Source organism: Luteimonas changyuni (assembly GCF_039548395.1).
GTDB lineage: Bacteria > Pseudomonadota > Gammaproteobacteria > Xanthomonadales > Xanthomonadaceae > Luteimonas.
The window spans coordinates 51,363-60,848 of record NZ_JBCLUZ010000028.1; the positions used below are offsets into that span (position 1 = coordinate 51,363).

Consider the following 9,486-nt stretch of genomic DNA (forward strand, 5'->3'; position numbering starts at 1 on the left):
ATGCCGGCCGCGCATAACCCGGGGTTATGGCATCGCCGGGCCGCACCGGCCCGGGGAGCTAGAATGGACGGCCCGCCAGGACCACAGCCACGCCATGACCGAACAGCCGCCAGCCAGCCCGTCGTCCACCGAAGAGTTCAAGCAGGCGGCGCTCGACTACCACCGGGTCAGTCCGCACGGCAAGATCAAGGTGGTCCCGACCAAGGCCCTGGTGACGCAGCGCGAACTGGCCCTGGCGTACTCGCCTGGCGTGGCCTACGCCTGCGAGGCGATCGTGGCCGAGCCCGACGAGGCCAGCACGCTCACCGCCCGCGGCAACCTGGTGGCGGTGATCACCAACGGCACCGCGGTGCTGGGCCTGGGCGACATCGGCCCGCTGGCGAGCAAGCCGGTGATGGAAGGCAAGGGCGTGCTGTTCCAGAAGTTTGCCGGCATCGACGTGTTCGACATTGAAGTCGACGAGCGCGATCCCGACCGGCTGGTCGACATCATCGCCAGCCTCGAACCGACCTTCGGCGGCATCAACCTCGAGGACATCAAGGCGCCGGAGTGCTTCATCGTCGAGCGCAAGCTGCGCGAGCGGCTGAAGATCCCGGTGTTCCACGACGACCAGCACGGCACCGCGATCATCGTCGGCGCGGCGCTGATCAACGCCCTGGAGATCGCCGGCAAGCGCATCGACGAAGTGAAGATCGCGCATTCCGGCGCCGGTGCGGCCGGCATCGCCTGCCTGGACATGCTGGTGGCGCTGGGCGCGACGCCGGCCAACATCCTCGCCGCCGACCGCGACGGCGTGATCCACACCGGGCGCGAAGGCATGGATCCGGACCGCGCGCGCTACGCCCGCGACACCACAAAGCGCAGCCTGGGCGAGATCGTGGAGGGCGCCGACGTGTTCCTGGGCCTCTCCGCCGGCGGCGTGCTGACGCCCGACATGGTCACGACCATGGCCGCGCGCCCGGTGATCCTGGCCCTGGCCAACCCCCATCCCGAGATCCTGCCCGATGCCGCGCGCGCCGCGCGCCCGGACAGCATCATCGCCACCGGCCGCTCCGACTATCCGAACCAGGTCAACAACGTCCTCTGCTTCCCCTACATCTTCCGCGGCGCGCTCGACGTCGGCGCGACCGAGATCAACGAGCGCATGAAGCTCGCCTGCGTGCATGCGATCGCGGACCTGGCGCGGCGGGAATCATCCGACCTCGGCGCCGCGTACGGCGGCGACGTGCTGTCCTTCGGCGCCGACTACTTCATCCCCCGGCCCTTCGACCCGCGCCTGCTGATGACCCTCGCGCCCGCGGTCGCGCAGGCGGCCATGGAGTCGGGCGTGGCGCGCCGGCCGCTGGCCGACGTCGATGCCTATCGCGAGAAGCTGGGCCAGTTCGTGCACCGCACCGGCCTGGTCATGAAGCCGGTCTACGAGCGCGCGCGCGCCGACGTGAAGCGCATCGTCTACGCGGAAGGCGAAGAGGAAACGGTGCTGCGCGCGGTGCAGTCGGTGGCCGACGAGCAGCTTGCGCGGCCGATCCTGATCGGCCGGCCCGAGGTCATCGCACAGCGCATCGAGCGCCTGGGCCTGCGCCTGGAGGAAGGCCGCGACTTCGAACTCACCAACATCCACGACGACCCGCGCTTTGGCGACTACTGGCGCCAGTACCACGCGCTCACCGAACGCCGCGGCGTGACCCCGGACGCAGCCAAGAACCTGGTGCGCTCGCGCGCCACCCTGATCGCGGCGCTGATGGTCCAGCGCGGCGAGGCCGACGGCATGATCTGCGGCCTGGTCGGCCGCTACCACAAGAAGCTCGGCTACCTGCGCACCGTGTTCGGGCTCGACCGCGGGGTGGCCGGCACCTCGGCCATGACCGGCGTGATCAACGACCGCGGCGTGTGGTTCTTCCTCGACACCCACGTGCAGGTCGATCCCACGGCCGAACAGATCGCCGAGGCCACGCTGCAGGGCGCCTACCGGCTCAAGCTGTTCGGCATCGAGCCGCGGGTGGCGCTGCTGTCGCATTCGAACTTCGGCAGCCACGACAACCCGAGCGCGGCGAAGATGCGTCGGGTGCGCGAGATCCTGGTGAAGCGCGCGCCGCGCCTGGACATGGACGGCGAGATGCAGGGCGACACCGCATGGGACGCGGTGCTGCGCGAGCGCATGTGTCCGAACACCACCCTCACCGGCCGCGCCAACATGTACGTGCTGCCCAATATCGACTCGGCCAACATCGCCTACAACCTGGTGCGGGTGATGACCGACGGCGTGGCGCTCGGACCGATCCTGATGGGCGTCGACCATCCTGCGCACGTGCTGACCGCGGGCAGCACGCCGCGGCGCGTGGTCAACATGACCGCGATCACCGCGGTGGAAGCGCAGATCCGCGCCGTGCGTCGCAGCAGCAGCGGCGGCGGGTCCGCGGAAGCGGACGGCGTCTAGGCGCGAACGAGTCCGCGCGCCAGTTCGACCAGGCGCGCGGGGTCGTCCTTCAGCACCACCGCGTGGGCGTCGGGCAGCTCGCCGGCGCCCTGCGGCGGCTCGGCACCGGTCAGGATCACGTAGCAGGCCTCCGGCGCATGCCGCCGCGCCGCCGCCAGAACCTCCGCGCAGGACCAGCCGGGGAGGTTGAGGTCGCAGAGCACCAGATCCGGGACGAAGCCCTCGCAGGCCGCGGGCAGCGCGCTTTCGCGCTGGACGCTGCGGCATTCGATCACGATCCGGGCCTCGCGCAGCGCGAATTCCGTCAGCTCGGCGTCGTCGCGCGAATCATCCACGATCAGCACGCGGAGCACGGCGACGTCAGCCTTCGCCCGGGGACTCGTTGAGCACCGCCCAGAACTTGCCCAGCGTGCGCACGGCCTCGAAGAACTGGTCGACATCGACCGGCTTCACCACGTAGGCATTGACGCCGAGGTCCCAGCTGCGCGCAAGGTCGTTCTCTTCGCGCGAGGACGACAGGATCACCACCGGCATGCGCTTGAGGCTCTCGTGCTTGCGCAGCTCGGTGAGGACCTCCAGGCCGTCCATGCGCGGCATCTTGATGTCGAGCAGCAGCACGGCCGGGTCGCCCTCGGGACGGTCGACGAACTTGCCGCGGCGGAACAGGTAGTCGAGCGCCTCCACGCCGTCCTCGACGTGGACGATGGGGTTGGCGAGGTGGGCGTCCCTCAAAGCGTCGACGGCCATCTCGGCGTCGTGCGGGCTGTCCTCGGCGAGGAGGATCGTGCGGATGGCGGTCATGCGGTCTGACTCCGTTGGCTCAGGTCGAGGTTGGCTGGGAGAGTGAAATGGAAAGTAGCGCCCTTGCCGGGCTCGGCTTCGGCCCAGATGCGGCCATTGTGCCGGGTGACCACGCGCTTTGCGCTGGCCAGGCCGATGCCGGTGCCGCTGAATTCGCTGGGGGCATGCAGGCGCTGGAACACGCCGAACAGCTTGCCGGCGTAGGCCATGTCGAAGCCGGCGCCGTTGTCGCGGACGCTGAAGACGTGCTCGCCGTCGGCGCCCAGGGCGTGCTCGACGGTGATGGCAGCCGGCTCGCTCTGCATGCTGTACTTGACCGCGTTGCCCATCAGGTTGCCCCAGAGCTGGCGCAGCATGTTCTCGTCGGCCACCAGCACCGGCATCGGCCCGATGCGCCACTGCACGTGGTGCCCGGGTGCCTCGGTGGCGACGTTGCTGTCGAGCATCGCCCGGGTTTCCTCGACCAGCGACTGGATGTCCACTGCCTGCAGGCGCAGCGCGCTGCGGCCCAGGCGCGAATAGACCAGCAGGTCGTCGATCAGCTCCGACATGCGCTTGGCCGAGCCGCCGATCACGCCGATGTAGTGGGCGCCCTTTTCGTCGATGTCTTCGCCCAGATGGCGGCGCAGCTTGTCGGCGAAGCCGGCGATGTGGCGCAGCGGGGCGCGCAGGTCGTGCGAAACCGAATAGCTGAAGGCCTCGAGCTCGCGGTTGACGTCGGACACCTGCTCGACCTTGCCTTCCAGCTGGCGGTTCAGGTCGCGGATGTGCTCTTCGCTGGCCTTCTGCAGGCTGATGTCGCTGGCAGTCACCAGGGCGACGGTGTCGTCGCTGTCGGGAAGCTCCATCAGGCGTGCGTTGACCAGCATCACCCGCTGCATGGAGTCGGCGGTGCGCTGCGTCAGCTCGTAGTCCCAGAGTTCACGGTCGCGGCCGCAGACGTCGCGCAGCCGGCGCAGCGTTTCCTCGTCGTTCCAGGCGCCGGAGCCGACCTCGGACAGCAGCTGCCCGCGGCCATCCTCCCCGAGTCCGAACAGCTCGCTGAAGGCGGCGTTGTGCATCACGATGCGCAGCGACTTGTCGAGCAGCACGATCGGCTCGCGCACGGTGTCCAGCACGGCCGCGGCGCGCAGGTTGGCGCGCTGCGAGGCGACTTCCGCGAGGCCGCGCCGGTCGGAGTCGCGGGCGGCCAGCGTGGCCAGGCCAACCAGCAGCAGGATCTGCGCGAACAGGGTGCCGCCGGACAGCCAGGACGCCTGGCTGCGCGCGCGTTCCGCGACCGCGGTGCGTTCGGCGAGCAGCATGCGCTCGGCGTTCACCATTTCCGCGATCGGCGCCTGCACCGGGAACTGTTCCGCCAGTCGCTGCAGCTCCGCCTGGTCGACTCCGCCGCCGGGCGCGACCAGGCGCTCGATCTGGTCCAGGCGCTGGCTGATGCTCTCGCGGAGCCGGCCGATGCGCACCTGCTGATCGGCCGAGTCGCGGGTGAGCTCCTCGATGGTGTCCAGCGTCGGCTTGATCACCGTGAGGCTGTAGTCCATGCGCTCCTCGAGAATCGGCGCGTCGGCGCCGAGCAGGCGTTCCAGCGTGACCGCCTCGATGTTGCGCACCGCGGCGCTGACGACCTGCAGGGCGGCCTCGACCTGCAGCGTGTGCGCCACCATGGTCTCGGCGTCGCGGTTGCGCTCCTCGGCCATGCGCAGCAGCAGGAACGGCGCGACCACGATCACGAGCACGGCCAGGACCAGCAGCGGAATGCGCCAGCGGGAGGCGACCAGTGGCGTGGCGGCGGAGGGCATCGGCGACGGGTTCCCCTGGGTGGATCGGTGCGCCGGCGCGCAGGAGCGCCGGCCAGCCGCAGGATCATCGTCCAAGCGGGTGCCATCAGGCAAACGCGCTCGCCGGCCCTGGCGGCGGCGCTGGTAGAATCGGGGGTCCCAAGACCCACGACAGACGCGGCCGGTGTGCCGTTGCGGAGCAGAGCATGAACAGCTGGCTGAACGACGTCCTCGAGAACGATCCGGATCCAACCGAGTCCCGCGAGTGGCTGGAGTCCCTGAAGGCGGTCATCGATGCCGAAGGCACCGGGCGCGCCCACCAGCTGCTGGAAGGCATGGTCGAACTGACCCGCCGCGCCGGCGCCCACCTGCCGTTCGCGCCGACCACCGAATACATCAACACCATTCCGCCGCACCTGGAGCCGAAGATCCCCGGCGACCAGACCATGGAATGGCGCATCCGCTCGATCATCCGCTGGAACGCGATGGCGATGGTGGTGCGCGCCAACCGCAAGCCCGGCGACCTCGGCGGCCACATCGCCAGCTTCGCCTCCAGCGCGACGCTGTACGACGTCGGCTTCAACCACTTCTGGCGCGCGCCTTCCGAAGACCACCCCGGCGACCTGCTCTACATCCAGGGCCATTCCTCGCCGGGCATCTATGCGCGCTCCTTCCTCGAGGGCCGCATCAGCGAGTCGCAGATCGACAACCTGCGCATGGAGGTCGACGGCCGCGGCATTTCCTCCTATCCGCACCCCTGGCTGATGCCCGACTACTGGCAGACGCCCACGGTTTCGATGGGCCTGGGCCCGATCGCTGCGATCTACCAGGCGCGCAACTGGAAGTACCTCGAGGCGCGCGGCCTGATGCCGAAGTCCGACCGCAAGGTCTGGTGCTTCCTCGGCGACGGCGAGACTGACGAGCCGGAGAGCCTGGGCGCGATCTCGATCGCCGGCCGCGAGGGCCTGGACAACCTGGTCTTCGTCATCAACTGCAACCTGCAGCGCCTGGACGGCCCGGTGCGCGGCAACGGCAAGATCATCCAGGAGCTGGAAGGCAACTTCCGCGGCGCCGGCTGGAACGTCCTCAAGACCATCTGGGGCAGCTACTGGGATCCACTCCTGGCCCGCGACAAGGACGGCATCCTGCGCAAGCTGATGATGGAAACCGTCGACGGCGAGTACCAGAACTGCAAGGCCTTTGGCGGCAAGTACACGCGCGACAACTTCTTCGGCAAGTATCCCGAGACCGCGGCCATGGTCGCCAACCTGTCCGATGACGACATCTGGCGCCTCAACCGCGGCGGCCACGACCCGCACAAGGTGTACGCGGCGTACCAGAACGCGGTCGAGACCAGGGGCCAGCCGACGGTGATCCTGGCCAAGACGGTCAAGGGCTACGGCATGGGGTCGGCCGGCGAGGCGCTGAACCCGACCCACCAGACCAAGAAGCTCGACGACGAGGCCGTGCGCGCCTTCCGCGACCGCTTCAAGATCCAGCTCGACGACGAGCAGCTGAAGGACGGCGCGGTGCCGTTCTTCCATCCCGGCGAGAAGTCCGAGGAAATCGAGTACATGAAGGAGCGCCGCGCCGCGCTCGGCGGCTACCTGCCGCAGCGGCGCCGCAAGAGCACGGAGACGCTCGCCGCGCCGAAGCTCGAGGTCTTCGAGCGCCTGATGAAGGACACCGGCGAGCGCGAGATCAGCACCACCATGGCCTTCGTGCAGTCGCTGGCCATCATCCTGCGCGACAAGCAGGTCGGCCCGCGGGTGGTTCCGATCGTCTGCGACGAGGCGCGTACTTTCGGCATGGAAGGCCTGTTCCGCCAGATCGGCATCTACGCCCCGGACGGCCAGAAGTACAAGCCGGTCGACCGTGACCAGCTGATGTACTACCGCGAGGACGCCACCGGCCAGGTGCTGCAGGAAGGCATTTCCGAAGCCGGTGCATTCGCATCGTGGATGGCTTCTGCGACCAGCTACAGCAGCAACGACCTGCCGATGCTGCCGTTCTACATCTACTACTCGATGTTCGGCTTCCAGCGCGTCGGCGACGCCGCCTGGCAGGCCGCGGACATGCGCGCGCGCGGCTTCCTGCTGGGCGCCACCGCCGGCCGCACCACGCTCAACGGCGAGGGCCTGCAGCACGAGGACGGCCACAGCCACCTGCTGGCCGGCGCCATCCCCAACTGCCGCGCCTACGACCCCACCTTCGCCGGCGAAGTGGCGGTGATCCTGCAGGAGGGCATGCGCCGCATGCTCGACGAGCAGCAGGACGAGTACTGGTACTTGACGCTGATGAACGAGAACTACGCCCACCCGGCGCTGCCCGAGGGCGCGGCCGAAGGCGTGATCCGCGGCATGTACCTGCTCAAGGACGCCGGCAAGCCGAAGAAGGGCGAGCTGCGCGTGCAGCTGATGGGCTCGGGCACGATCCTGCGCGAGGCGATTGCCGCGGCGGAACTCCTGGACAAGGACTTCGGCGTCACCGCCGACATCTGGTCCTGCCCGAGCTTCACCGAGCTGCGCCGCGACGGCTTCGACGTCGAGCGCTGGAACCGCCACAACCCGGAAGCGAAGAAGCCGCGCAAGGCCTACATCACCGGGCTGCTCGAAGGCCGCCAGGGCCCGGCGATCGCGGCCACCGACTACGTGCGCGCCTTCGCCGACCAGGTCCGCGCCTTCGTGCCGATGCATTACACGGTGTTGGGCACCGACGGCTTCGGCCGTTCGGATACCCGCGCCAACCTGCGCCGGCACTTCGAGGTCGATCGTTTCCACATCGCCCATGCCGCGATCGACGCCCTGGCGAAGGACGGCACGATGACCGCAAAGGACGCGGCGCGCGCGCTGAAGCTTTACAGGATCGACACCGAGCGGCCGAACCCGCTGCACGCCTGAGCGGGACGCAGTCGCCCGGCCCCCGGCCATGATCGGCTTCGCCAGGGACCTGGCTGGCCCGGGGCGGTTATTTGCCTGGCTGTTCGATGCCATGTGCCACGGCGACACGAATGCAGAGGCCCCCGCAAGCGGGGGCCTCGTGGTCACGCTGTTGCAGCCGGTGGATCAGCGGCCGTCGCGGTCCGCATCGCCGGGCATGCGTTCCTCGACGCGGTGCCAGGCGTCCTTGACCGCGGCCTTGGCGTCCTGCCAGCCAAGGCGCGACTCGCCCTTGGCCTGCTCCCAGCCGCGCTCGAGCTCGGACTCGGTCTGCGGAGACCACGACGCCTGCGGACGCGAGGTGCGCGCCTGGGTGCCGTAGCGGTAGGCCGAGCGGTAGTCGTCAAAACCGAAGCCGTCGCTGTAGTAATCGGTCTTGTCGTACTGCCTGGAGTAGTGCTGGTCCGTATCCTCATAGGCGCTGTAGGTGCGGTCGGTGCGGGCATACGCATCCTGCACCGCGGGCCGCGCCGTGTCCCAGTCCAGGCTCGAGTCGCCGCGGGCCTCGTTCCAGCGCTGCTGCAGCTGCGGCTCGGCTTCGTTCCATTCGCGCTGGCCGGCCTCGTTGCGGTATTCGGTGCCCATGCGGTAGGCGGGCGCATAGTCGCGGTCGAAGTCGCGGTTGGCCTGGTAGTACTCGCGGTTGCCGGCATCCTGTCGCCAGTATTCGACTTCGGCCGTCGGGTCGACGCGTTCTGCAAGCGACTTGCCGCCAGCGGCGCCGCCGACGGCACCGATGCCACCTCCGACCAGGGTGCCGATGGGGCCGAAGAGGCTGCCGACCGCGGCGCCGGCAAGCGCACCCGCCGTGCCGCCGGCGGCCACGCCCACGGGATGCGAACCCGGGGCGCCGCTGATCGGGTCGCGGTTTGCGTCGGGGGAAGAGTCTCTGTTGTTCATCTGTGCGTTCCTGCGGTGTGGGGGAACATCGACTATTGCGCGCGGCGGGTTGTGGCGGCGTGGAGGCTGCGCGCAGGCGCGGGTAACATTTGGCTGCGCGCGCCATTCAGGCAAAAAATGGGTTCTTCTCCCAAGTGAGGGAGAGACGCATGGCCGACCCGGCGGAGTAGCTGATTCTTCTCGAGGCTCCGGGTGATGACATGACAGTTGGGGCCGGGAGCTGCTTCATCCTGGTCTGCGCTGCCGGCGCCGGGAATTGCTCCGTTGTAGTCAGCGCTGCCCGTCTCGTGCATTTCTCCGTTGTAGTCCGCGCTGCACGTGCCGCGCATTTCTCCGTTGTGGTCCGCGCTGCCCGTCCCGCGCACAGGGGGTGTGCTGCGCCGGCCGTCTCCGCGTCCTGCTCCCAGCGGCCGGGCGCCGGCCATCCATGGCCGGCTCTCCGCACACCCCCTGTGCACGGGACGGGCCATGGAGTTTCTTGGCTTCGGGACGGAGATCAAGAGCGGGCGCGCTCGCGATCGTAGGGGTCGCCTTGGCGTGGCTGTGCCGCTTGATCCGGTGACGACCGCCCGGTTGCGACATCTGCGTAGACGTTGCCTCCGTCCACCACCGCGCAAAAGGTTCGGGCCCG

At 69.1% G+C, this 9,486-nt stretch carries 6 protein-coding genes; 2 read left to right on the forward strand and 4 right to left on the reverse strand.

The window, feature by feature from the left end; genetic code table 11:
• Positions 1-94: 94 nt before the first annotated feature.
• Positions 95-2,437: an NADP-dependent malic enzyme gene (locus tag WCD84_RS10820; protein WP_343281369.1), complete on the forward strand. Its 2,343-nt coding sequence runs from the start codon at positions 95-97 to the stop codon at positions 2,435-2,437.
• Here WCD84_RS10820 and WCD84_RS10825 read toward each other — a convergent pair.
• Genes WCD84_RS10825 through WCD84_RS10835 form a run of 3 tightly spaced genes read right to left on the reverse strand, consistent with a single transcriptional unit; the run spans position 2,434 to position 5,037 of the window.
• On the reverse strand, positions 2,434-2,790 hold the full coding sequence (locus tag WCD84_RS10825) for a response regulator (protein WP_343279619.1): 357 nt from the start codon (positions 2,788-2,790) through the stop codon (positions 2,434-2,436). The genes WCD84_RS10820 and WCD84_RS10825 overlap by 4 nt on opposite strands.
• Before the next feature lie 7 nt (positions 2,791-2,797).
• Positions 2,798-3,238 carry a response regulator gene (locus WCD84_RS10830; RefSeq protein ID WP_343281370.1) on the reverse strand — a complete coding sequence of 147 codons (441 nt, stop codon included), beginning with the start codon at positions 3,236-3,238 and terminating at the stop codon, positions 2,798-2,800.
• Positions 3,235-5,037, reverse strand: a complete 1,803-nt coding sequence (locus tag WCD84_RS10835; RefSeq protein WP_343281371.1) for an ATP-binding protein — start codon at positions 5,035-5,037, stop codon at positions 3,235-3,237. Before WCD84_RS10835 ends, WCD84_RS10830 begins: the two co-directional genes overlap by 4 nt.
• 185 nt (positions 5,038-5,222) lie before the next feature.
• Here WCD84_RS10835 and aceE point away from each other — a divergent pair, with 185 nt between their 5' ends.
• Positions 5,223-7,916: a pyruvate dehydrogenase (acetyl-transferring), homodimeric type gene (gene aceE / locus WCD84_RS10840; protein WP_343281372.1), complete on the forward strand. Its 2,694-nt coding sequence runs from the start codon at positions 5,223-5,225 to the stop codon at positions 7,914-7,916.
• Between the two features lie 165 nt (positions 7,917-8,081).
• Here aceE and WCD84_RS10845 read toward each other — a convergent pair whose 3' ends face one another.
• The gene (locus WCD84_RS10845) at positions 8,082-8,855 is read right to left on the reverse strand and encodes a hypothetical protein (RefSeq protein WP_343281373.1); all 774 of its coding nucleotides are present in this window, start codon (positions 8,853-8,855) and stop codon (positions 8,082-8,084) included.
• Positions 8,856-9,486: the final 631 nt, after the last annotated feature.

Bases quoted from the DNA above. Each gene is read 5' to 3' on its own strand.
- WCD84_RS10820 (WP_343281369.1), top strand. From the start codon at position 95: ATGACCGAACAGCCGCCAGCCAGCCCGTCGTCCACCGAAGAGTTCAAG.
- WCD84_RS10830 (WP_343281370.1), bottom strand. From the start codon at position 3,238: ATGACCGCCATCCGCACGATCCTCCTCGCCGAGGACAGCCCGCACGAC.
- WCD84_RS10835 (WP_343281371.1), bottom strand. From the start codon at position 5,037: ATGCCCTCCGCCGCCACGCCACTGGTCGCCTCCCGCTGGCGCATTCCG.
- aceE (WP_343281372.1), top strand. From the start codon at position 5,223: ATGAACAGCTGGCTGAACGACGTCCTCGAGAACGATCCGGATCCAACC.
- WCD84_RS10845 (WP_343281373.1), bottom strand. From the start codon at position 8,855: ATGAACAACAGAGACTCTTCCCCCGACGCAAACCGCGACCCGATCAGC.